Below are 24,466 nucleotides of genomic sequence, written 5' to 3'. Positions count from 1 at the left end.
TCCTCCATGAGAAGAGAAAGCTGAATAGGGGACAGGTTGACGGGACCTACTTTGATCTGTTGTATACCCGTGCGTACCATGATCTCCCCGGTTTTACCATGAAAAAAGGAGAGGTCCTTGGAAAGCGGGTGATCGAGGCGATTGTGACCGATGATCAGTTCGCATTTGACAGTCCGGCTATATATGAAATAGACCACCCGGATATCTCCCGTATCCTCTCATTTACTCATACCTACACCGGTCAGGCCTCTGCCGGGGAACAGATCCAGGCTCAGGGGATTGTTGAGCAGCATGGGAATGAACAATGGCTGGTGGTCGGGACGACACGGGAAGCGAAAGGAGAGTTTATCCGTTCACTCACCCTTCTTGAACAGGAAGGATAATCGCTGAGGTGCACCGGATTCACACCGGCTGGTGAACTGGCATCGTGCACAGGGCGGACACATGGGTTTACACGGAATACTCCCTTTTTCGATCTCCCGTATCTGCCGAATCAGGTGGAATACTTTTCTTCTATCCTTCGGGGTCGGCTCATACCACCTGATAATTCCGGAGGGAATGTACTCGATAGAAAAGCCTGTTGGTTTTTTCGAGGTGGTCTCCTCAATGCAGAGGAGGAGTGCCGCTGCTCTGACTGCATCCTCTGGCCAGCATCCGTTTTTCGGTGCTGTGGTGCACCGTGTTATGGTATATGCACCGGAAGATGCATCGTATTTGTCAAGGAGTCCGTGAATGCCTGCTGCATGGGATCGGACCGGAATATCAGTCTCTGTCCATGGCCTGACCGGGGTATGTCGCATTGCATTCAGACAGTCGTGGAGGAGTGTCCGATATTCTTCTGATATATCCGGATGGATCACGCATACTGTACTCCAGAGTCCTTCTTCGTCTGCATTCTTTTCTGCGCAGGAGACCAGTTTACAGATGCTATACCTGAAGGCAGGTTTTCCTTCGTTTCCTTTATAAAACATATACTGGCGGGGACAATGGAATGCCGTAATAATTGAGGATATTGAAATGCTTTTCTGAAGGGTTTTGCCGTACGTGGATTCGGTCATTTTATTGGAACAGGTATCAAATAAGTGAGAGATGGCATCTAATGAAATTCAGGTAACCATACCGCCCAATGTGGAGCCGGTCTACAGTAATATGATCCAGATTGCCTATAAAGAAGATGAATTTACGTTTATCTTTCTCCACCAGATTCCGGGAATCAATCAGGCACGCGGGAAAGCGGTGGTTAGTATCAGTCCGAATCATGCAAAAAACCTGCTTGCTGTTCTTCAGCGGACCGTCGGAGAATATGAACAAAAATTCAGAACCCTTGAGGCCCCCCAGGAAAAACAACAGAATGTTACTGCAATGACCGGATATTCATAAAAAATATTTTTTTAGTATACTCCCTGCGCTTTTACACGGTAGATCTGGTAGAGCAGTCTTCCAACGACCCGGTACATCATATCCAGCTCCTCAAAACTGGGGATACTGTGCGCATGCAGGATGTGTCTGCCCCGGTCCATTGACGCACCTCCAAGGAGGGTCGGGATAATTCTCTTGTCTGTGGATTTGGAGAATTTGAGAATCTGGTTTGCCAGCTGCTCGGATGAGAGGATGTTGTTTGGGAATCCGACGATAAAGCACATGTCCCAGAGTGCATCATTCTTTGCAAGTACCTCAAAGGTCTTTTCAAACCGTGCCTCTGTTGCATCACCAAGCAGATCGATTGGATTTGCACGGTTCCAGAATTCAGGGAGGAATGTATCCATCTCTTTTATAAGGTAATCGGGCAGGTCTATCATCTTAATACCGTACCGTTCGGTATAGTCAGATGAGAGCACCGCAAATCCACCTGCATTGGTGACCACAATGGCGCGACGTCCCTTGGGGTACCGCTTTGGATGGGAGAGCATCTCTGCTGCGAGGAATGCACCGGTCAGGGTGTGGACAAGGAGGACACCGGATTTTCTGAATGCTTCAACATAGACATCATATGAACCAGACAGGGACCCGGTATGTGATGCAGCGGCAGCCTGACCACGAGCAGATGAGCCTGCTTTCAGCGCGACAACCGGTTTATGCCTGGAGACCTCGCTGACAATCTCCATGAATGCCTTCCCGTTCTTGATCTGCTCAATGTACATAATGATGACTTTGGTCTCCGGGTCTGCGGCTGCAGCCCTCAGGTAATCAAAGAAGTTCAGATCTGCCTGATTTCCGACTGAGACCACAAAGGAGAATCCGATATCCTTGGTCAGGGACCAGTCAACAACGGTGTTGACAATGGCACCACTCTGGGAGATAAATGCAATATTTCCGGGGTTTGGAGACTGGGCCACATAGGTTGTATCAAGTCCAATGGGCGGGATGATAAGGCCAAGACAGTTTGGGCCGACGATCCTGGTGCCGTACCGGTGAGCGATCTCAACGATGCGTTCCTCAAGCAGGCGTCCTTCCTCACTCATCTCCTTAAATCCGGCTGTGATGACGACGGCTATCTTGACTCCTTTCTTCCCGCACTCCTCCATAACTCCGGGAACATGTCGGGCAGGAACCGTAATTACTGCGAGATCAATGGTATCATCCGGAATGTCCAGAATGGTCGGGTACGCTTTCAGGCCCTGGATGGTGTCACGTTTATTGTTAATTGGATAGACTTTCCCCGGGAAATGGAGCAGGTTATGCATGACTGCGTATCCCATCTTGTTCTTATCATCAGATGCACCAATGACAGCAACTGATTTCGGTTTGAAGTATTCGGGGGGGACTGGTTCACGTTCAACCACATCAAGCAGACGGATGTCATTGTCCATGATAATCCGTGCATCAACTGCACAGGCCCCGGAGTCATAGAGTCGGATAGGATTGATATCAAACTCACGCAGTTCTTTCTGATCTTCAAACATCTTGCAGACGTTCTTGATAATCTGGATCAGGCATTCCTCATCTTTTGGTTTTGATCCCCGGTAACCGGTAATAAGCGGGTACGAGTCAATATCAGTGACCATTTTCCTGATCTCTTCCTCATCAATCGGAAGGATACGAAGGGTCACATCCTTCATGAGTTCAACTAGTGTTCCCCCAATACCAAAGGTGATAACTTTACCAAATGTGGGATCTGTCTTTCCGCCTATAATGAGTTCAAGCCCTGGTGCTGCCTGGTTTTCAACAATAACTCCATGGATATCAGCATTTTGGTTGTAGGCCCTTGCGTTTGCAACAATCTGATTAAATGCTGACTGGGCTGCTTCTTTTGTTCCTACACCGACAATCACACCACCGGCATCACTCTTATGGATGATATCCGGTGAGATAATCTTCATTACAACCGGAAACCCGATTGCTTCTGCTGCCGATCCTGCATCCTCTGCTCTCGTTACGATTCGGTACTTTGGAGTCGGGATTCCGTATTTTGAAAGCAGGTCATATCCTTCAGATTCACTGAGCATCCATTCTGTCATGTAGTACCTCTGTGATATAGTGCCGGTAGAGCGGCTTCAACAAATGACGTATGAAGGTTCGTCAAATTCTGCACTTACGATGTGAACCGCCAATCCATATAAAACAACCGTATCTGTCGATCAATGACAATTCAGGAAAATAATAAAGATTTTAAGGAATTGTCCATGATAAATAATGATAATTGGGGTGAATACCTATTTCAGACGAAACGATGCAAAAGCCTGAACAGAAAGTATACTATCCGGACCCATGCTACCGCGAATCGGCGTTAATTCATGATTATAATGAGTTATACCATGAATTTGAGAAAGATCCTGATGCGTTCTGGCGCAGGATTGCATCAGATCTCCTCTGGTTCAAGCAATGGGATCGGGTAAAAGTCTGGAACCATCCCTATGCCAGCTGGTTCACCGGCGCTGAACTCAATATCACGTATAACTGTCTGGAACGGCATGTGAATAATGACCGGAGGAATAAGGTTGCAATCTTTTGGGCTGGTGAGAATGGCCGGGAGCGGATACTCACCTACTATCAGCTCTACAAGGACGTTATGCGGATGGGGAATGCCCTACAGTCCCTTGGAGTTCAGAAAGGCGACCGTGTCTGTATTTATCTTCCAGGTATTCCTGAACTCGTAGTCTCAATGCTTGCCTGCGCCCGGATTGGAGCAGTTCACACCGTTGTCTTTGCAGGCTATGGTGCAAAGGCATTAAATGAGCGTATCACTGGTGCAGGGGCGAAGATTGTCATCACTGCAGATGCATCTGTCCGTCGTGGCGGGAGCATTCCCTTAAAACCCATCGTTGAAGAGGCACTGATCAATGCCCCGACAGTGGAACGGGTTATCATCTTGAGAACGCAGGAGCCGAAGGTCGGACTTCTTGATGAATTTGAACTGGATTATGAGGAATTAATCGCAAAGGCTGACCGGTATTGTGAGCCGGTTCATGTGCAGTCTGAAGATCCCCTCTTTATTCTGTATACATCAGGTACAACCGGGGCCCCGAAAGGTATCGTACATGCTGCGGGCGGATACATGGTGGGTGCCTACTATACGACAAAATATGTCCTTACCCTCCGAGAGAATGATGTCTACTGGTGTACATCCGACCCCGGTTGGATCACCGGTCATACGTATGGGATTTATGGTCCGCTTCTTGTCGGTGGGACCATATTCCTCTCCGAATACACTCCAGACTATCCGGATCCCGGTATCTGGTGGAAACTCATCGAGGATTACGGCGTAACTATTTTTTATACTGCCCCGACCGCGATACGGATGTTTATGAGGATGGGTGAGGAATGGCCGGATAAATATGACCTCTCCTCCCTCCGGCTTCTTGGTTCTGTTGGAGAGCCGCTGAATCCGGAAGCATTTGAGTGGTTTTATAAACACATCGGAAAGAACAAATGCCCCATCCTTGATACCTGGTGGCAGACCGAGACCGGAATGCATATGATCACAACGATGGTCGGCCTTCCTATGAAACCAGGATATGCTGGAAAACCCATCCCCGGTGTGGTCGCAACCGTTGTCGATGAACAGGGAGAGCAAGTTCCTCCCGGCACGACCGGATATCTGGCAATCAAGGAGCCCTGGCCATCAATGATGAAAACGGTCTACCAGAATGATGAACGGTACCGCCAGTACTGGAGTTTTGGTAAGTATGGGTATTATAGCAGCAATGATCTGGCAGTGATGGATGAAGAGGGATACATCATGCTCCTTGGCAGATCTGATGACATTATCATTGTGGCAGGTCATAATGTTGGAACCGCAGAGATTGAAAGTGCGCTTATCTCCCATAGTGCTGTAGCAGAAGCAGCGGCGATTGGAAAACCGGATCCATTGAAAGGTAATATAATTAAGGCCTTTGTGATATTGCGGAGTGGTGTTGAGCCTACCCAGAAACTGATACATGATCTGAAATATCATGTCCGCATCATGCTTGGACCGATATCAGTCCCGGCAGAACTTGATTTTGTAGATAGTCTGCCAAAAACCAGAAGTGGTAAGATTATGCGGCGGGTTTTAAAGGCACAGGAAATGGGTATGGATCCGGGAGATATATCTACCCTGGATGAATAATCATCCAACTCTTTATATACTGTTTTAATAGATTTATAACCATGTCTGCAACACCAGATACTTCGCTCCGGATAGAAAATATCGTTGCGTCAGCGAAGATCTCTGAATCCCTGGACCTTCCTCAGATCGCATCCAGTATAAAGGATGCGGAGTATAACAAAAAACGGTTTCCGGGTGTAGTCATCCGGATGCAGAATCCGAAAATTGCGGCATTGGTGTTTGGATCAGGAAAAGTGGTTCTGACCGGGGCTAAGAGTGTTGAAAGTCTGAACAGAGGACTTGAGATACTCGGCGATCTGCTGCGTTCACTAAATATTGAGATTACCCATGAGCTGACGTATAAAATCCAGAACATAGTAACCTCCGCTGATCTTGGATCTGGTATCAATCTGAATAAGATAGCAGTCGGATTTAATCTTGAGCGGATTGAGTATGAACCTGAACAGTTTCCAGGTCTTGTGTACCGGCTGGAGGATCCGAAGGTTGTTGTTCTGCTTTTTGGATCAGGCAAGCTAATTATTACTGGCGGGAAAGAGCCTGAAGATGCGAAAAGGGCCGTTCTTAAGATTGTTGATGATTTGAAGGGTTTGGGGCTTTTATAATTCAGGGATAATCTATCTGATATTATATATCGCATTCTATATTTTTATATACGATAAAATATATTGTACTAAGTACCGTCATCCGGGGGATTATTGTAGCGTCACAATGTGGATACGGTAGTACAATATAAAGAAAGGAAACCGGATTATTCTATGGTACTCCAATAATCCGGGGACCATTTTCTTCTCCGATAATCACTGTTGTCTTGCTGATAAATTCTGTAAACAGACCACAGCTAACCACACCAGGGATATTGTTTATTTCTCTCTCCAGAGATGCCGGTTCAGGGATGCTGACAGGCATATAATCCAGAACGATATTTCCGTTATCTGAAATGACCGGCCCGTCCTTTTTCATCCCTTCACGAATCGTAACAACACCTCCAAGAGCAGTCAGACGACGGATGACGTGACTGAGTGAAAAGGGGATGATTTCTATCGGTATCGGCCCGGTCAGATGCAAACATATCTTCGACGGATCAGCGACGATGATCAGTCTGGCTGAAGCATCGGCCAATATTCGTTCCCTGACATGGGCTGCCCCCCGACCCTTGATCAGTCGGAGTTCAGAGTCTATCTGATCTGCCCCGTCGATGGTGACATGAATATATTCTGCCTGCTCAAGACCAATAAGAGGTATTCCCAATGCAGTCGCACGCAGGGTTGTCTGAATAGAGGTTGGCACTCCGACGAGAGAAAGCCCCTCGTTTTTCATCCGTTCCTGTATCCGTGCCATAGTAAATGCAACGGTTGAGCCTGTTCCAAGACCTACCGTCATACCCGACGTGATATAGTCAGCAGCCTTGTATCCTGCTCGCTTTTTTGCCTGTTCCTGGGATGATAATCCGGTACTCATGATGCTCCTGATAAATATGATTCAAACGGGTTATTCTGTGAGAGAAAAGAGTGTTCGTAAGTCATCTGTTCCTGCATATGCGGTGCAGTCGAGGGTAATCGGGGTAATGGAAATATTTCCTTTATGGATGGCATGCACATCTGTTCCTTCCGGTGCATCAGTTACGATCGGTCCGTTAATCCAGTAGTATGGTTTTCCCCGAGGATCCAGTCTCTTCTCCACGCCAGTGACAAATAAATGCTCTGCCAGATGGGTGATCTCATATCCGCCGGTAATAACTGAGGGAATATTGACATTAATTACATGGGTAAAAGAGGGAAACCCGTTCTTAAGAATTCGGGAGATGACATCACGCACAACCCACTTTGATTCTGTAAATCTGTCGGCAAGGTTGCGTGCATCATCAAATTTCTCTTTCTGATCCTCGATCTGCAATGAGAATGCAATGGCAGGATACCCGTGGTTTGCCGCTTCCAATGCTGCTCCAACGGTGCCGGATGTGGTAATGGCCTCATATGAAAGATTTTCACCAATATTAATTCCTGATACAACAAGATCAGGCCTGACTCCCAGTGCAAAGAGAGCCAGGATCACCGAGTCGGTTGGTTTTCCACCTACTGCGTATGCGGTTACCTCACCCCGGTTTACCGTATTTACCCTGAGTGGCTCAAATATGGAGAGCGAACGCCCGACAGCACTCTGCTGGGTGGCCGGAGCACAAACCACTACATCAGCCTGCTCGTGGAGGGCATCATAGGCAGCCCATAATCCCTCTGAATTAACCCCGTCATCATTGGTAAGGAGAATACAGGGCTTTTTCAGGCTGAATTGAGGGTGCGAGGCTATCGTTTCAGGAGGGGATCCTGATATCATGTATCCCGATTATTTGTTCTCCGGCTTTTTAAGGATGAGCAGAATTGTCAAATGTATGATCTGGTATGAGTAATCAGGAACCCTGAATCGGATTATTTTTTTTCTGATCCTGCGAACTAGTAGCGATGAATATACTGCTTGCTGAATATACGGTCAGTCATGATCCAACGCTGGCCCCTGAAGGTCGCGCCATGCTTGATGTACTGACACGTAGTTTTACCAGGATAGGATACATGGTTCATACTCCTGATCCTGAGATGGGCTTTTCAGAAGAGATTGCCCGGCTTGGCGCAATATGTGATGAAGGGCTGGTTATCGCTCCCGATCACCTCCTCGCGAAATACACAAAAAACCTCGAGGATGTTACACGGAATATCGGATGTAATTCATTTTCGATTGCAGTCTGTGCAAATAAGAAAAGAACCGGACAGATATTACATGCTCATGGGATTGATGTCCCCCGGCAGGTCGCATCTGGCAGACGAATAGTAAAGCAGATATCCGGGTGTGGGGCGGTCGGAGTCAGACTGACTGATGAACCAGCCGGAGAAGGAGAGTTTGGGCAGGAATATATTGAAGGTGAACATCTCTCGATGAGTCTTGTCGGCGGTCGGGTCGTGGGTGAGGTCTGTCTTTATTATACCGGAAAAGGTCCGTTGCTTCTTGCAATAAACCGACAGGATATCAGATTTGGTCAGGATGGTCATGTCACCTATCACGGGGGAGAGACGCCGGTTGATCATCCAAGGAAAGATGAGATGTATGCGGTTGCATCAAAAGTCATCGAGGTCCTTGGTTGTCAGGGCTATGTTGGGGTTGACATGGTTGTTACATCAGACCGTATCGTTGTTGTTGATGTGAATCCCCGCCCAACCACAAGTATTATCGGAATTGCTGCCTGCATGGAGGAGGAGATAGCACAGGTAATCCTCGACGCCTCGTATGGGCGTTTTCCGGATTTTGTGCATCTGAATGGTCATGCATACTTCTCATCAGACGGAAAGATCACCTATGATCGGAATTGATATCGGTGGGGCGAACCTGAAGGTTGTCGATGAAAACGGAGCCCATATTCACTACTGCCCGCTCTGGAAGGAAACGCCGATACGGGAGATACTGAATGGATATTCATCGGCAGACAATGCAGCAGTTGTGATGAGTGGTGAGCTTGCCGATTGTTTTGCATCAAAGCAGGAAGGTATTGAGTTTATCTGTGCTGCGGTCAGGGATATATTCCCTGATGCGATCTTTTACGGAACCGACGGCCAATTTCATACCCAGCCGGTCAGTAATCTTGCTGCAGCAAACTGGCTCGTGATGGCTGACGTTCTTCGGCACCAGTATCCCACTTCTCTTCTGGTTGACATGGGAAGCACAACCACTGATGTAATTCCGCTCAATGCATGGGAGACCCTGAAAGGACAGACCGATTTTACACGATTGAAAAATAGTCTCCTTCTGTACTACGGGCTGCTCAGGACACCGGTCTCATCACTGGTAAGATCGGTTGATCTTGATGGAACTGCTGTCAGGGTAAGTACTGAATATTTTGCCTGTTCCGGGGATGCGCACACCCTGCTTGGGCTTATCACCCCTAAGCAGTATACAACCGCAGCACCTGACGGATGCAGCCCGTCGCGGGATCACTGTATGAGACGGATGGCGAGAATGGTCTGCGCTGATGTGGAAGAGATTGGAGAAGACCGGGTACTTCAGATTGCCAGGACCTATGTTTCTGAGGAGCAGGAGATTATCATCCACGCAGTCAGGGATGTTCAGGATCGATATGGATGTACAGGCATTCTCACCGTCGGTGTGGGATCAAGGCTGCTTGCATCATGGCTTGATGCGCACGACCTTGCATATGAGATGGGATCGGTCGCAGATGCCATGCCTGCATGGGCTGTACGGGAGGCGGGACTACGAATCGTCTGATCCTCTCAGGATTACTCCTGGCCGGTTCATTGGGGATTACCCTTCTGTTCTGGGCTCTGGGATATCCGTTCATGTTTTTATTCCTCTTCATCCCGCTCATCCCCTTTCTGGGAAGAGTGCGTCAGGTATTCCGCTGTCCGGTCTGTGGATGGGAGACTACCGGGAATGAGCGGTATTGTCCCTATGACGGCAACAGGCTCGAGCTGGAAGAGTAACTCAAATCGGCAATACCTGTTGTCCATACCGGAGGGTTTCTTTTTGGGAGGGAGAAATTCCATCAGACAGGGAGCATTCATGCAGGGTTTTCTGTCCAAAATCCCGTCCCCCTCCCTTTGACTTTCGTTTTTTATCGGTAAGGACGATGTACCGATCTGAACGTATGCCAATTTGTTCGATGATCTCATCATGACTGACGGCAAGGATGACAACTGGGGCATGATGTCGTGCATGTGCTCTGCATGTTTCAGCAAGAACCGGTATACTCGTCTCATACTCCTCAAAAAGCTCACGTGAGTACTGGATGAAGAGGAGATTGGATTCATCCTTTCTGATTGCTCCTATAAGTCCGGACATTCCTTCTACTCTTCGAAATCCAATCCTATGTGTCTGATCCTGAGGAAGGCTGAGGAATGGATGTGTATGTCCGAACGTGAGGTAGGTTACCGGCCGGTGCATCATTCTCACCGTGACAGGGATCAGTGCTTCAGAGAGAACGCGCCCCGGGGCAATATACACTGATAAGGTATTCTGATTGATCTTGCGCAGAATCTCATATCGCCCGGTCATATTATGAGGTTGTGGTATGGATAGGTAAAGATTATCCATATCGGGTGAAAGTGAAATCTGAAAATAGTGGTTATGATGTATTTCCTTTCAAAAGGTCCCTGACTCGTTCGATCTCTTTCATCTTCTCTTCATAGTCTCCGACGATCTCTGTCTTGAGCTCTTCGAGAATATCATCCAGAGATTTTATCAGGTGATAAATCATGGTGGGTCTGCCTTTACCTTCCCTGGAGTGCCTGATATCTTTTACCCATTTTCGTTTCATCAGATCAGACAGGGCAATACTCACCTCAGGCTGTCTGAGATCGCATATCCGTTCTATATCACGTGAGGTCAGATCCGCATCCCGAATCATGAGAACCAGGACCCGGGCAGTATTTTTCTTCAGCCCTATATCCCAGAATAAATCTGCAATTTCCTCTTCCCCCTTAGAAAATTGCAGGAGTGCATTATTACCCACCATAGTACACCTGAGAAAGATATGACTGAATACTATATCACAGAAAAGATATAACTTCCCATTGGTGTCTGACTAGGGGACGATAGTATTTAGAAATAATTAAATATAGGGCCTAATGCAGCCTGAACTGGCATTCATTTTGTTACATGTTCTTTTGATTTCCGGTATTCCTGTCATTGGAGGCACACAGATTCATCCAGACGTGTGTTCTGAACTGAATGGTCAGAATGAGCAGTGAACCACCAGTTCTGATCCACGCTGATGCAGGCCATCCGTTTGGGCTGGTTTTGTATCGGATTTTTATCACAGGTCATACGTTCAGTCTGGCATTGTGAGAATTATAAGAAATAATTTTTATATGAGTATCTCAATAATTGTTTTAGAATCAATTATGGCAGATTTACCTATCGCAGCCGTAACCCGTGTTGCCAAAAAAGCAGGTGCTGAGCGCGTCGGTGCTGATGCATCAGAAATTCTGGTACAGAAGACGGAAGAATTCCTTGGTGAGCTTGTCCGGGAAACAGTCAAGCTTGCAAACCATGCCGGCCGCAAGACGCTCAAGGAAGAAGACGTTGAAATGGCTGCAGAAAAGTTCGCCTAAAACTTTTATCTTTTTGTTTCATCTCCTGATCTGTCAGATCACTTAAAATCAATGAAATGCTTCCTGTGAAGTATTTTTTATTAAAGAATCATTCTGATATGACAAGCATAATAGTTTGTGTATTATGCGTCAAAAATCGTAAATATCTGTAAACTATTGAAGACTGATTCAAATAGTAAAAAATTGGTTGCAGAATATCCTGTTAGTACAGGATATGGAGGATGTTTGTGAGAATCATTCCAGTAGACCGCATGGCTTTTGTGTATTGTGTGGGATTACTGGAATTATGAATGCAGGTTCGTGCTGTACCAAAAGTCGAATAGATAATAATAGTGCGAGGAGCCGGATTTGAACCGGCGAACCCCTGCGGGATTAGGCCCTGAACCTAACGCCTTTGACCTGGCTCGGCGATCCTCGCCCAATAACAGAACGTACTCATTATAAAACCGCTCTGATATGATATCAGAGACAATCGTGCTTATACAGATATGTGTTCTTCAATAATAAGGATTCGGAATGAATCCTCGAAATCTTATGATTCCTGGTATCTCCGGAGTTCCCGTTCACGGAGTTCTCCACGTTTAATCTTCCCGGAAAGCGTTTTTGGAAGTTCTTCCACAAACTCTATGATTCGCGGATACTTGTAGGGGGCAGTCACTTTCTTAACATGCTTCTGGATATCGCGGACAAGCTGGTCAGATGGTTCATATCCTGCCTTCAGAACGATAAATGCTTTAATGACCATTCCGCGGATGGGGTCCGGAGATCCGACAACGGCAGACTCCTGCACCGACGGATGTTCCTGAAGGGCGCTCTCAACTTCAAAAGGACCAATACGATATCCTGAACTCTTTATGACATCATCATCCCTGCCGACAAACCAGAAATACCCCTCCTCATCTATGTATGCCTTATCACCGGTGTAATAAAACCCGTTTTTAAAGACCTCAGCATTTGCTTCAGGATTGTCAAGGTATTCAACAAAAAGGCCGACCGGCCGGGGATTTAGGGAAATAGCAATCCGTCCTTCAGTTCCCTGAGGTACAGGTCTTCCTTCCTCATCATGAAGCTCAATCTTCCAGCCAGGTGATGGTTTTCCCATGGATCCCGGTTTGTGTTTCATGCAGGGGAAGGTTGCAATACAACAACAGGTTTCACTCTGTCCGTATCCTTCATAAATGGGAAGATCCGTTTCTTCCTGCCAGATTCGAATGACCTCCGGGTTTAATGGTTCCCCTGCTGAAATACAATGCCTTAGAGATCGGAGATCATACTTGGCCAGGTCAGCAATAATTAGCATCCGGTAAATGGTCGGTGGACAGCAGAATGTTGAGATCTCATATTTTTCGATGAGCGGGAGCAGCTCTGTTGCCTTGAATTTCCCACGGGCGTCGTAGACGAACACACAGGCACCAACAATCCACTGACCAAAAATCTTCCCCCAGCCACATTTGGCCCATCCTGTATCTGACGAGGTAAAGTGCAGGTCATTGCTGTTTAAATCCTGCCAGAGACGGGCGGTGACGATATGTCCAAGTGGGTGTGAATGATTGTGCAGGACCATCTTTGGTTCACCGGTTGTTCCGGAGGTAAAATAGATCAGCATGGGGTCAGATGCATGGGTCTTCTGGGTAATGGGCATGCTTATTGTGGATCTGGACACCGGTGCAGGATAAAAGAGTTCATACTGGTAGCTGATCCAGTTGGGCATCTCACCATCAATAAGCATCCGGTGTTTTAACGTTGGGCAGAACCGGCAGATCTTCTCCACCTTGTCTGCATTCTCGCAGTCAGTAATAATAAACTCAAATTTTCCTGCATTAATCCGGTATTGCAGATCCTTTGGAGTCAGCATCGTCGGCGCCGGGCAGAAGACTGCACCCAGTTTGATAAGAGCGATAACAAATATCCACCATTCAGGAACCCGGTGGAGCATAAGCATCACCCGGTCTCCCTTCTTTACTCCGTATTTTATTAGAATATTTGCCGCTTCAACCGAGAGGTTTCGCAGGTCCCGGAAGGTGTATTTCTTCTCCTGCCCGTCCTGACTGACCCATATCATTGCCAGTTTGTTCCGGTCAGTCTCCGCCCATTTATCTATGACATCAAATCCGAAATTATAGTATTCAGGAACATCAATCCTGAATGATTCAACAAACTCATCATACGATGTCATCTGATGAGGGATCTCATGCTTCATTGGTACCACAGGTTACGCGTACTGATTTAATATACCATTGAAGTATGATATTGCACAAAAACCCCTTCATAATACTGATATTGGAAGTTCTGATATCTGGCAATTGAGATTCACCCGAAAATTGAGGGAATTGTCCATTAGTATTATGGTATGGAACACCCCATGATATCTGGAATGGTAGATACACGATATGATAGCCTGAAGATTGAAAATATTGTTGCATCAGGGGCTATCGCAGATTCAATAGATTTAGAGACAATTTCCAAAAATATAGAAGGTTGTGACCTGAATACAAAACGATTCCCCGGGGCTGTCTATCGGATGGAAACCCCGAAGATTGCTTCTCTTATCTTTTCATCCGGAAAAGTGGTGCTTACCGGGATCAGGGATACTGAATCACTGGATAAAGGTCTTCTTTTAATAATTGACAAGTTGAAAAAAGCGGGTATTCCTTGTTATGATGAACCACGGGTTGCTGTAACAAATATTGTCTGTTCATATGATATCGGCAACAAGATAAACCTCAATAAAATTGTAATGACCTTAAATCTTGAAAATATTGAGTATGAACCGGAACAGTTCCCAGGACTTGTCTACCGGATTAGTGATCCCAAAATTGTTGCGTTACTGTTCTCCTCCGGAAAAATCATCCTGACAGGAGGCAAGAACATGGATGATATCAAGAAGGGTCTGAATTTCATCGAGCAGAAGCTCGGAAATATAATGTAATTTTATTGCCAGAACCTGTGGGTTTTTACAAAATTTCGTTCAGCTTTGAGGATCTCCCGCATCAGGGCATCGCCTGATGTGTAGGTTGCCAGGATCCGAGATGCGGTCTCCGGCCCGACCCCTTTTGCTGAGAGGATCAGGATCGCCTTTTTCCCGCTTGATAAAACCATATTTGCATTCCTGATAAGCTTCTGTTCAATCGCTTTCTCTTCTGCATTTTTTGTCTTTTTGTTTGCGACCGGGTAGAGTTCTGCTTCGTAGGGTTTGAGAGCTGCAATCAGACGTGCACCACAATTACCGCATACCGGCTGCTCTGGTACTCTCGCAACCACTGTTCTGGCCTTCCATTTGCGGCAGTTCATACATACCAATATAACCTCCTGCCGGTCAAGCCGATGCTTTAATGCTGAAATGACCGCCTGATCAGCAGTAGGCGGAGGAATCTGATCCCGGGAAGAGGTAAAGAGGGCAGCGCTACCAATCATACTTGGCGGGCCGATACATATCTGAATAGCTCCCGCATGAATAGCCTGAACAATCTCGATAGCATGAGCGACATCCATGTACCGGGTAAAGAGTTCCCGATAGGTCTCTTCCTGAATCTGGGGATGAGCAAGGAGATCAGCAAGACGGTGCATACTCAGTCGTTCATAATCGGCATCAGGATCGATGGCTCCGAATTTTTTGGAGATCTGTACCAGTTTCCATTTAAAAAGTGATGTCCTCTTCAGAGCAAGTTCAAGAATTCCCCTGATATGTTCAGGCTGAATACCAACCAGGGTATCCCTGACATCAGCAACTGATATCTCCCGAGGTACCCGAAGAAGAATCCGGTACGCATCCAGTTCAAGACCGATTGTTGTTCCGAAGCGGGCGGAGAGCAGGATGGATAACACCCGTCCGATCGCCTCATTTGTCTGGTGTCCGGCACAATTATTCAGGATAATTCCTTCCTCAGAGGATTCAAGTGTCAGGACCTGATCGGTCGGAATGATTCCGTGGTTTTTTAAGACAAGGTCAAGAAATCCGTTTGCAAATGCAATACATGCTGCATCCGTGGTGTATACATCAAACTCCCGTGTCCGGCGAAGTCTGCCTACCTCCCGTGCAATCTCGAACGGAACGGGTATCTGCTCACCTTCCCATGATGGCAGTTCACCATCAGTATTTCGTGCCGGTTCAACGGTAACCTTTCCGTCTTCAAGATCCAGGACACGCCAGAGCTGACCACGGGCAATGAACACTGCCCCGGTGTGTAGTGATGTAATAATAAATGATTCATCAAGCGTCCCGACTGTTCTTCGTGTGACGATATCATATACCGGAAATTTTCGCTCATCCGGTATCATGGAAAGATTTCCGGAGAGATATCTTCGTGCCCTGCTTGTGGTAATTATCCGGTTATTGTCCCGGCGAACGAGATAATGATCGGTCAGTTGTCCGACGATTGCCTCAAGAGTTTCAATATCCCTGACACCGACTGAAGACCGTGACATCATCGAATAGATATCCTCAAGTGATATCTCCCCATACTCAACCGCGATGGCGGCAATCTGGTTTCCGATAACATCACCTGCCTGATAAGAAGGAATGACATTCTCCACCTCTCCCTTCCTGGCACGTGATGCAATCACCAGTGACTCACACAGGTCATCAAATCCGCTGGTAATAATAGTCCCTGTAGAGACCTTTCCGATCTGATGACCGGCTCGCCCAATACGCTGAACAAGTCTGCTTACTTCCCGGGGTGATCCAAACTGGATGACATGCTCTACATGACCGATGTCAATTCCAAGTTCCATTGATGAGGTGCAGATCAGGGTCTTTACCTCACCACGTTTGAACCGTTCCTCCGCCTCTATCCTGACTTCCCGGGAGAGTGATCCATGATGGACATCAACATCACCATCTTTGAGGAGTGCATGACCCAGTGATTCTGCAGTTGAGCGGGTATTGACAAATATCAGGGTTGATGGCCCTTTTCTGGTATGCCGGCGGACTGCCTCTACCTGACTCTCGAACTTTTCTCCAGTTATCTCAACCCTGATGTCGAGGAATTTAGCAACCGGAACCTCAACAATGGAGCACGGACGGGTACCGGTAAGAAACGCGGCAATCTCCTCTGGGTTCCCAACGGTTGCAGAAAGACCAATCCGTTGAAATTCTCCTGCATATCTGACAAGCCGTTCCAGGGCGATAACAAGCTGTGCCCCCCGCTTTGTTCCTGCGAGATCATGAATCTCATCCACAATGACATATCTGACCGACTGAAAATGCTGCCGGAGTCGCTTTCCCATAAAAAGAGCCTGAACTGTCTCCGGGGTGGTAACAAGCAGGTCAGGAGGATGGAGGACTTGTTTTCGTCGCTCTGCCTGTGAGGTATCACCATGTCTGACACCACTCGTAAGACCCAGGTTCTGACACCACCACTCCATTCTCCGAAGGATGTCCCGGTTTAATGCCCTGAGCGGGGTGATATACAGGGTGGTAAACCCTGTTCCTTTCGCATTCAGCATACCGTTAAAGACCGGAATCATTGCACTTTCCGTCTTCCCTGTCCCGGTTGGTGCAATAAGGAGCAGATGATTCCCCTCCAGAACATGGGGTATTGCCTGTTGCTGAACTTCAGAGAGTTCTGAGAATCCCCGGTCATGAATGACCGAACGTATCCGGGTATCAAGCTGAGATATGCTGGTCATAGGCCAGGTAAGATGTGAGTTCTCCTGCATAGGTCCCATCAGGAAGCAGGATCTCTGCCGTTTCAATAATCAGTGATCGGGAAAGGGGGGAGAACGGTGATCGAAATGTCTTTTCTATTCCATATCCGGTCAGTTCATTGCATGAGGGCACCATAAGCACCCGCGTTGATGATCCATCATATGTATCTGAAAACATATGCGAATCCAACTCTCCCAGCACATAACATGGGGTTTTTAGTGCAACACCGACCTGATCAGGTAACGACACCACCGGATGATGATGACCACACAAAAGGAGATGTCCCATAAGGTCCATGTCAGGATGAGTATGGCCATGAAGAATACCCAGTGATCCGATGAGTGATCCCTCTTTCTTTCGGATCTCATCAGGTTTTAAAAACTCTTCAATCCCTGGATCATGATTACCAGGGGTAATGATGAAAGGGATCCTCTTCCGAAGAGATGAAAAAAGATGCTGTAATTCAAAGAATTCCTGGTATGATGTTCCTGGTACGCGGTGTTTTATATCACCGAGCATAATCAGGAGATCAGGGCTGGCCTCTGTAATAAGATCACATATCCGGGTAATTCGTTCCTGCCCTCTGGACCGTATATGAAAACCGTATTTTTGCAGTTCATGCTCAATACCCATGTGAATGTCGGCAAGAAAAAGGATTCTCTGTTCTTCTTCAACCAGCACACCTGGGCCGGCTGGATAAAATTCTATGTTCATTCGTGTCAGTCAGAGGAGTTTTATATATCCGGGTGCCGGTTGATACACTTCATCTTCAGCAATGAGATGTCTGATGGTTTCCCTGACCAGATCATCGGCAAGGGCTGCCCGCCGTGTATATTTTTGTATATCATCAATATGGATGCCTTTAGGTCCTGAATACTCCTGTATGACAGAGAGGATGAACTGTGCCGGCTCTATGGGCGGTCCTGGATCTTTCATAACAGCAAGTGCTTTTTCTGCCTGTTCAGCAAAATGTTTCAGATCCTCAGGCTGAATATGATAATGTTTCTGCACATTACGGAAAATCCCCTGGTCATCTCCGGATACCCATGATGCATACATTTTTCTAAGGCTTTCCAGAAGTTCACGGGCGGCTGCCAGAATCCAGGTGTCACGATCCGATCTGGTTACAATTCTGCATGTCTCTGCCTGCCATTGAATTTCATTTCCATCCTGACCTCTTTTCTGTTCCGGAAAGGCTGTAATACTCAGAAATAATGGTGGGATCAGATCTTCCAGCCTTAAAGAATCAAGAGCCTGAGGTTTTATAATACAGCTCACAGCTCCGGTAGGGTCAGCAATACGTATTATTCCTCCCATGCGGCAGGGTTCATACGATGTCAGTGTCCCTGTCAGCCAGATTTTTCTGATAACCTGACCGCTTGGAGCAATAACAGGTACCGTTTGCTCCCTGCTTAGAATGAAATCGGCCTTCTCTAACAGGAATGAGAAAACCGGAGTATATACCGGGAGAATATCGGAGGATGGGTGTGCTGGTCTGTTACTATCTGTCTGTATCACGTATGCTCTTTTGTGTTGGTGGTGCTTCCTGATAGATGCATTGGTAATGACCTGCGCTTGCCGGAGAAAGTGTCATGTTACAGATATGGTTCAAAGGCGTGATCTCTGGTCAAAGTTCGATCCGACAGGTTTATATGATAGATTAAAATGTTGTGATTTATTGATTAAATGAGAAAAAATTCATAATTTATTAATATTTACGATAAGGTATCTGAAAAAAAATATATTGGCGTATGCATTGCAGATCATATGCAGAGGGGGATAAAATTTCTCCAAATGACTAGAACTTTCGATATGTTTTTAATTCATTGTGAGATATACTAGCGTATACATAATCTTTCGATCGCGGGTAATTTGTATGATGGGGAATGCGAAGACTCTGTGGTGCATTATTCTGGCCATATTCTTATTCTCAGGGACACTTGTAACCGGAGAAGAGAATGATGGAGAGAATGCAAAAGCACTACAGGCAACCTTGGCTTCAATGCCCTTTGTTTTTATCCAGAACAATGGGCAGTTTGAAGATAATGTATCGTACCAGACCCGATCAACCGATCAGGTAATCACGGTCTTGGAAGACGGGATGGAATTTAGTCAGAATCCTGGCAACAGTTCCGTATTCATGCTTTTGAACGGTTCAAATCCTGATAAGAAGATCATCGGTCTGAATCCGCTCAATGGAACGGCAAACTTCTATTATGGAGATGATCCGTCTGCATGGGTGACCGGAGCGGTGCTGACTTCAGGCGTTAAGTATGAGGAAGTCTATCCAGGAATTGATTTCACAGTCTCTGGTAAAGAAGGTATCCTTAAAACAGAGTTTATTCTGGACGCCGGAGCAGATCCTTCCCAGATAATGCTTGTATATCAGGGGCATACCGGCATATCACTCAATGAGACAACTGGTGATCTGGTTATTGAGACTCCTGCAAGACAGATAGTGGATGAAGCCCCGGTCGCGTATCAGGAGATAAACGGGAGACGAAAAGAGGTTGACTGTTCGTATGTGCTTGGTCCTGATGCAACCGTGACGTTCAAACTTGGTACATACGATACGGTATATCCATTGGTTATTGATCCGATCCTGCGTTATTCACTCTATTTTGGTGGTGACGGACGTGATCAGGGGAACTCAATCAAGGTCGATAAGGAAGGATATGCATACTTCATCGGGACATCATGGTCTGATCACTTGAAATATTTCAAGAATAATGACAAGGATCCACTCGCAAATCACAATCCGCCTGCAACCCAGAGTGCATTAAGTAGTGGCGATGTTTCAACTGAAGGACTTGCGCCAGGCAGTATCCAGCCATACTTTGGTGGAGGAGAGAAGGATGCATTTGTTGTCAAAGTAAATCCAGACGGTACTGACCTTGTTTATATTTCATACATTGGAGGGAGTGGTACTGATGAAGGTACTGGTCTTGTCATTGACGAAGCCGGAAATGCCTACCTTACCGGAGGAACCAACTCTCCAAACTTCCCGGTAAAGAATGCGTACCGGAATACCCTGGCAGGCGGATATGATGCCTGGATGGCAAAACTTGACCCAACCGGAAAAGAACTCATCTTTTCGACATACTTTGGTGGGGAACATGATGACTTTGGGTTTGATATCGACATTGACAAAACCCACAATGTATTTGTTACCGGTCAGACAGCTTCATGGAACTTCCCGGTTGTAAATCGGTATCAGCTCTCTCCGTATGGCGGACTTCCAGATGCATTTATCACGAAGTTTACCGCAGAAGGCAATTCCATTGTGTATTCCAACTTTATCGGTGGGTCTGCATTTGATGCTGGAACAGCGGTTTCGGTTGATGCGAACGGCTATGCCTGTATTGTCGGACAGACTGAGTCACCAAACTTCCTCACTATCAAACCATATCAGGATAAGTTACGCGGTCCCTTCGATGCATTTGTTACCAAGTTTGATCCTGAAGGGAAATATCCGGCAATGTACTCGACCTATCTTGGAGGTTCAGGTGCAGATGATGCACGGGATATCATTACCCTGCCTGATGGAAGTCTGATTGTCGTCGGAATAACGAAGTCTAAGGATTTCCCGACGGTCAATCCGATTCAGAGTGAGTTGAAAGGATTGCAGGATGGATTTATTACAACCCTGAATGCCGACGGCTCTGCTCTTACCCAGTCAACATACTTTGGTGGTTCCCTTATCGATTCAATAACCGGTGCAGCCCGTGATATAGAAGGCAATATTTACGTTGTTGGAACAACCAACTCCCCGGATCTTCCGGTTACCCTTGCATATCAGTCCAAACCTGGTGGCAGCTCTGATGTTCTCATCGCCAAATTTAGCCCGAATATCAGCCAGATTGGATATGTTACCTATCTTGGCGGAGGAAGTATTGATGAAGGCCGGGCAATTGATGTTCTGCCCGAAGGGGAGGCATACCTGACAGGGTACACTGAATCCAAGAATTTCCCGAAGGTCTGGCCATATCAGCAGAACTTTGGTGACGGTGACCGTGATGCATTTATTGTCTCTCTCTCTGAACATGACATGATCCCGGTTGTAGACTTTGAAGGGGTCCCAACCGAAGGAGACGCTCCACTCAGTGTTCAGTTCACCGATAAGTCACATGGAGTCCCAACCTCCTGGGCATGGGAGTTTGGTGACGGCGGAACGTCAACTGAGAAGAACCCGCTTCATGTGTATGAGAAACCTGGTGTCTATACGGTCTCACTGACAGCAAAGAACATTGTCTCCAGTCAGAAGAAGACCAAGCCTGACTACATCCATGTCTTTGAACCGGTAAAACCTCCGATTGCAGACTTTTCCGCAAACCCGACCGAAGGTATGGTTCCCCTGACAGTCACCTTTACCGATCTCTCTCAGAATGAACCAGACAACTGGTCATGGGTCTTTGGTGATGGTGGCACATCATTAGAGAAAAACCCGGTCTATACTTACAATAATCCTGGAACATACACGGTGAATCTGACGGTAAGCAACCGTGCAGGTGTATCCTCGAAGGAAAAACCAGAACTTATCCATGCAAAACCTGCGGTAATTCCACCGGTTGCAGACTTTACTGCAAATCCGACGAGCGGTATGGTTCCGCTGACGGTTACCTTTACAGACACCTCAAAGAACGGCCCGACTGCCTGGAAGTGGACCTTTGGAGATGGCGGTTCATCAGCGGAACAGAACCCGGTGTATACGTACACTACTCCGGGAACCTATAACGTCACCCTGAATTGTAGCAACAGTGCCGGGTCTGATGAGATCACAAAACCAGAATTTATTCATGCGCAACCCGCGGTTATTCCACCGGTTGCAGACTTTACTGCAAATCCGACGAGCGGTATGGTTCCGCTGACGGTTACCTTTACAGACACCTCAAAGAACGGCCCGACTGCCTGGAAGTGGACCTTTGGAGATGGCGGTTCATCAGCGGAACAGAACCCGGTGTATACGTACACTACTCCGGGAACCTATAACGTCACCCTGAACTGTAGCAACAGTGCCGGGTCTGATGAGATCACAAAACCAGAATTTATTCATGCCCAGCCTGCCGTGATAGCACCGAAAGCAAAATTCATCGGAGAACCACGGACAGGTACTGCTCCGCTCAGGGTCACCTTTACCGATCTTTCAGAGAACGGCCCGACCAGTTGGGAATGGAACTTTGGTGACAGTCAGGTTTCAAGTGAGCAGAACCCTGTTCATGTATATGAAAAGGCAGGAAAATATACGGTTTCCCTTACTGTGAAAAATTCAGCCGGATCAGATACGCTGGTCGAGCAGAATTATATCATCGTAAATGAACCGGTCCTTCCGCCATCTGCAGACTTCTCAGGTGCTCCACGGGAAGGAAAGGCTCCCCTTACGGTAACGTTCCTTGACCTTTCAAAGAACAATCCGAAACAGTGGTTCTGGAAGTTTGGTGATAATACCACTTCAGAAGAAAGAAACCCGGTTCATACCTATGCGGCTGAAGGAAAGTACACGGTTGAACTGACCGTCAGTAATGAAGGTGGAGCGGATACCAAGATTGCACCTGATTACATAACGGTCACCGCTCCCGGATTCCCGCCAGATGCACAGTTTAAAGGATTCCCAACCTCCGGGACAGCACCACTGACGGTCAGTTTCACCGATCTTTCAACCGGTGAGCCGACAAAGTGGAACTGGGACTTTGGTGATGGTTCAGTCTCCAATGAGAAACATCCTGAGCATACCTACAATGCGCCGGGAGAATATTCCGTAACCCTGACTGTTGAGAATCCATTCGGAATGTCAACTGAGCTTCGGGAGAAGTACATCCGTGTGTATGAAAAACCGGTACCACTCAAGGCATCATTCATGGGTGAACCAACCTCCGGAATGGAGCCATTGACCGTGCAGTTTACTGACCTCTCAACCGGGAACCCGGAGACCTGGATGTGGAACTTCGGTGATGATCAGACGTCTACTGAAAAGAACCCGGTTCATGTGTATACAAAGGCTGGTGTTTATACCGTATTCCTTACAGTAACCAGGGGAGAGGACCGGTCCAGTGAGATCAGGTACCAGTATATCACCGTACTGCCCGCAGGAAAACCACCGGTTCCTGACTTTGTGGCATCCCCGACAACCGGATATGCCCCGCTAGATGTTCAGTTCACTGATCTCTCAACTGACAAACCAACTGCCTGGAGATGGGACTTTGGTGATGGCGGTTCATCTACAGAACAGAATCCGGTCCATCGGTATATGACTCCGGGAACCTATACGGTCTGTCTGGAAGCATCAAATCAGTTCGGCTCAGCGGCAACCTGTAAGGATAATCTTATCAAGGTGACTGAGGCTCCGCCAGCTCCTGCGGAGTTCTTCGGCAGCATTACTGTTGACGGGAGTCCGGCATGCATCGGAGCCATTGTTGAGGCCAGAGGAAATGGTATTGATACCGGCATATTTGGTAACCCGGTAACTACAACCATTGAAGGTGCATATGGAACACCTGACCCGCTGACGGTAAAAGGGACCATTAAGAACGGCGACCCGATCACCTTCTGGATAAAACCGCAGGGTGCAAAGGACTTTGTCCAGGCAGAGTGCTTTGATGTGTACGCTGGAAAGGAGTGGCAGAAATCATATCCATTTAAGAGTGGTTCAAAGACCCGTCTGGATCTCCGGGTAGGAGAGGCACCAATTCCGCCAATGCCGGTCCTGCCCCATGAGTTCTATGGAGAAGTAACCTCGAATGGTATGCCGATGCCGGTAGGAACCATGATCCTGGTAAAAGGAGACAATGTGGTTGAAGGCCACCGGGGTAATCCGCTTGCCGTCACTTCACCGGGGGTCTATGGATTTAATGAACTCAACAAACTGGTTGCACAGGGAGACCTGAAAGCAGGACAACCGCTTACCTTCTGGGTCATTCCGGCAGGTTCTGGAGAGCCCATCATGGCACAGGTCAGGGACGTCGATGCAGGTGGCGAGTGGGCAAGTTCATATCCATACATAGAGGGAGGTCTGACAAGACTTGACATCCGGATAGATGGGGGCACTCCTCCAATTCCGGTTGTTCCTATGACGGTTTCCGGAACCGCAATGGTTGATGGAAAACCCATCACTGCCGGCTCCATGATAACTGCTGACGGAAAGAATGTCCGGGTAGGTATTGACGG

General features: G+C 47.2%; 19 protein-coding genes, 1 tRNA gene and 1 pseudogene. 10 read left to right on the top strand and 11 right to left on the bottom strand.

The window, feature by feature from the left end; all coding sequences use genetic code 11:
- Nucleotides 1-383: pseudogene (locus PLA23_RS01050) on the top strand (DNA polymerase subunit beta); the annotation flags it as partial.
- Here PLA23_RS01050 and PLA23_RS01045 read toward each other — a convergent pair.
- Nucleotides 354-1,058: a CRISPR-associated protein Cas4 gene (locus tag PLA23_RS01045; protein ID WP_324327777.1), complete on the bottom strand. Its 705-nt coding sequence runs from the start codon at nt 1,056-1,058 to the stop codon at nt 354-356. The pseudogene PLA23_RS01050 and the gene PLA23_RS01045 overlap by 30 nt on opposite strands.
- Before the next feature lie 31 nt (nt 1,059-1,089).
- On the opposite strand from PLA23_RS01045, the gene PLA23_RS01040 reads away from it, so the two are divergent.
- Entirely contained in the window at nt 1,090-1,380 is a 291-nt protein-coding gene (locus PLA23_RS01040; RefSeq protein ID WP_324327775.1) for a DUF3467 domain-containing protein, read from the top strand.
- Between the two features lie 11 nt (nt 1,381-1,391).
- On the opposite strand, the gene PLA23_RS01035 is transcribed toward PLA23_RS01040, so the two are convergent.
- Nucleotides 1,392-3,458, bottom strand: a complete 2,067-nt coding sequence (locus tag PLA23_RS01035) for an acetate--CoA ligase family protein (RefSeq protein WP_324327773.1) — start codon at nt 3,456-3,458, stop codon at nt 1,392-1,394.
- A 212-nt stretch (nt 3,459-3,670) separates the two neighbouring features.
- Here PLA23_RS01035 and acs point away from each other — a divergent pair, with 212 nt between their 5' ends.
- Nucleotides 3,671-5,548 (top strand): acetate--CoA ligase, encoded by a 1,878-nt coding sequence (gene acs / locus PLA23_RS01030; protein ID WP_324473639.1) that lies wholly within the window; start codon nt 3,671-3,673, stop codon nt 5,546-5,548.
- A 41-nt stretch (nt 5,549-5,589) separates the two neighbouring features.
- Nucleotides 5,590-6,150: a TATA-box-binding protein gene (locus PLA23_RS01025; RefSeq protein ID WP_324330986.1), complete on the top strand. Its 561-nt coding sequence runs from the start codon at nt 5,590-5,592 to the stop codon at nt 6,148-6,150.
- Nucleotides 6,151-6,301: 151 nt separating this feature from the next.
- On the opposite strand, the gene rpiA is transcribed toward PLA23_RS01025, so the two are convergent.
- Together rpiA and surE are read right to left on the bottom strand one after the other, a co-directional pair.
- Nucleotides 6,302-7,006, bottom strand: coding sequence for a ribose-5-phosphate isomerase RpiA (gene rpiA, locus PLA23_RS01020; RefSeq protein WP_324330984.1), 705 nt, complete (start codon nt 7,004-7,006; stop codon nt 6,302-6,304).
- A gap of 30 nt (nt 7,007-7,036) precedes the next feature.
- A complete protein-coding gene (gene surE, locus PLA23_RS01015; protein ID WP_324330982.1) occupies nt 7,037-7,879 on the bottom strand; it encodes a 5'/3'-nucleotidase SurE in 843 nt (280 codons plus the stop codon).
- A gap of 125 nt (nt 7,880-8,004) precedes the next feature.
- Between surE and PLA23_RS01010 the strand changes: the two genes are divergently transcribed.
- The 3 genes from PLA23_RS01010 to PLA23_RS01000 are packed head-to-tail and all read left to right on the top strand — an operon-like array spanning nt 8,005 to nt 10,029.
- A complete protein-coding gene (locus PLA23_RS01010) occupies nt 8,005-8,904 on the top strand; it encodes an ATP-grasp domain-containing protein (protein WP_324473637.1) in 900 nt (299 codons plus the stop codon).
- A complete protein-coding gene (locus PLA23_RS01005) occupies nt 8,891-9,814 on the top strand; it encodes a hydantoinase/oxoprolinase family protein (protein WP_324473635.1) in 924 nt (307 codons plus the stop codon). The genes PLA23_RS01010 and PLA23_RS01005 overlap by 14 nt, the downstream gene beginning before the upstream one ends.
- A complete protein-coding gene (locus tag PLA23_RS01000) occupies nt 9,778-10,029 on the top strand; it encodes a hypothetical protein (protein ID WP_324330976.1) in 252 nt (83 codons plus the stop codon). Before PLA23_RS01005 ends, PLA23_RS01000 begins: the two co-directional genes overlap by 37 nt.
- Nucleotide 10,030: 1 nt before the next feature.
- Here PLA23_RS01000 and PLA23_RS00995 read toward each other — a convergent pair whose 3' ends face one another.
- The gene (locus tag PLA23_RS00995) at nt 10,031-10,600 is read right to left on the bottom strand and encodes a hypothetical protein (RefSeq protein ID WP_324330974.1); all 570 of its coding nucleotides are present in this window, start codon (nt 10,598-10,600) and stop codon (nt 10,031-10,033) included.
- Nucleotides 10,601-10,670: 70 nt separating this feature from the next.
- Nucleotides 10,671-11,060 (bottom strand): MreA family transcriptional regulator, encoded by a 390-nt coding sequence (gene mreA, locus PLA23_RS00990; protein ID WP_324473633.1) that lies wholly within the window; start codon nt 11,058-11,060, stop codon nt 10,671-10,673.
- A 388-nt stretch (nt 11,061-11,448) separates the two neighbouring features.
- Between mreA and PLA23_RS00985 the strand changes: the two genes are divergently transcribed.
- A complete protein-coding gene (locus PLA23_RS00985) occupies nt 11,449-11,658 on the top strand; it encodes a histone family protein (RefSeq protein ID WP_324331658.1) in 210 nt (69 codons plus the stop codon).
- Nucleotides 11,659-11,991: 333 nt separating this feature from the next.
- Here PLA23_RS00985 and PLA23_RS00980 read toward each other — a convergent pair.
- Both PLA23_RS00980 and PLA23_RS00975 read right to left on the bottom strand, forming a co-directional pair.
- Nucleotides 11,992-12,076: transfer RNA gene (locus tag PLA23_RS00980), tRNA-Leu, on the bottom strand.
- A gap of 114 nt (nt 12,077-12,190) precedes the next feature.
- Complete coding sequence (locus PLA23_RS00975; protein ID WP_324331660.1) at nt 12,191-13,858, bottom strand: AMP-binding protein; 1,668 nt, start codon at nt 13,856-13,858, stop codon at nt 12,191-12,193.
- 174 nt (nt 13,859-14,032) lie between these two features.
- On the opposite strand from PLA23_RS00975, the gene PLA23_RS00970 reads away from it, so the two are divergent.
- Nucleotides 14,033-14,587 (top strand): TATA-box-binding protein, encoded by a 555-nt coding sequence (locus PLA23_RS00970; protein ID WP_324331661.1) that lies wholly within the window; start codon nt 14,033-14,035, stop codon nt 14,585-14,587.
- 2 nt (nt 14,588-14,589) lie between these two features.
- On the opposite strand, the gene PLA23_RS00965 is transcribed toward PLA23_RS00970, so the two are convergent.
- From PLA23_RS00965 to PLA23_RS00955, 3 genes are read right to left on the bottom strand one after another with little or no spacing between them, the layout of a single operon-like run.
- The gene (locus PLA23_RS00965) at nt 14,590-17,286 is read right to left on the bottom strand and encodes a DEAD/DEAH box helicase (protein WP_324473631.1); all 2,697 of its coding nucleotides are present in this window, start codon (nt 17,284-17,286) and stop codon (nt 14,590-14,592) included.
- Complete coding sequence (locus PLA23_RS00960) at nt 17,264-18,019, bottom strand: metallophosphoesterase (RefSeq protein ID WP_324473629.1); 756 nt, start codon at nt 18,017-18,019, stop codon at nt 17,264-17,266. Before PLA23_RS00960 ends, PLA23_RS00965 begins: the two co-directional genes overlap by 23 nt.
- 9 nt (nt 18,020-18,028) lie before the next feature.
- Nucleotides 18,029-18,823: a hypothetical protein gene (locus tag PLA23_RS00955; protein ID WP_324330467.1), complete on the bottom strand. Its 795-nt coding sequence runs from the start codon at nt 18,821-18,823 to the stop codon at nt 18,029-18,031.
- Between the two features lie 358 nt (nt 18,824-19,181).
- On the opposite strand from PLA23_RS00955, the gene PLA23_RS00950 reads away from it, so the two are divergent.
- The coding region (locus PLA23_RS00950; RefSeq protein WP_324473627.1) for a PKD domain-containing protein at nt 19,182-24,466 on the top strand (5,285 nt) is incomplete at its 3' end.

This window comes from Methanospirillum sp. (genome assembly GCF_035406105.1).
Lineage (GTDB): Archaea > Halobacteriota > Methanomicrobia > Methanomicrobiales > Methanospirillaceae > Methanospirillum.
Note: the sequence above shows the minus strand (reverse complement) of the source record. Positions and strands in the feature narration are given on the sequence as shown.